Source organism: Leifsonia sp. SIMBA_070 (genome assembly GCF_046534635.1).
Classification (GTDB): Bacteria; Actinomycetota; Actinomycetes; order Actinomycetales; family Microbacteriaceae; genus Leifsonia.
Window position 1 is genome coordinate 1 of the sequence record NZ_JAWRYK010000659.1, and the last position, 251, is coordinate 251.

Here is a 251-nt window from a genome sequence, read left to right on the forward strand (position 1 = left end):
GCATGACTCCAGATATGCCCAGCACCGCGTCTGATTCCCCCGGCCACAGCATTCCCTCCGCTTCGGAGCACCTGCACATTGCCGTCGTGGGCGCGGGACGCGTGGGCACCGCTGTCGCCCGCTCACTGCTCGACGCCGGATACCGGGTTTCGCTCTCCGCCTCCGGTGACCCGGCACAGCTGGCCCTGATGGCCGAAATCGTAACCCCGGGTGCCCAGCCAAAGTGGACCCGGGATGCCGTGGCCGACGCT

General features: G+C 68.5%; 1 protein-coding gene. It reads left to right on the top strand.

Annotation, left to right across the window (positions count from 1 at the left end):
* Positions 1 to 14: 14 nt before the first annotated feature.
* A partial coding sequence (locus SB754_RS21885; protein WP_410784409.1) for an NAD(P)-binding domain-containing protein occupies positions 15 to 251 on the top strand: 237 nt, incomplete at its 3' end.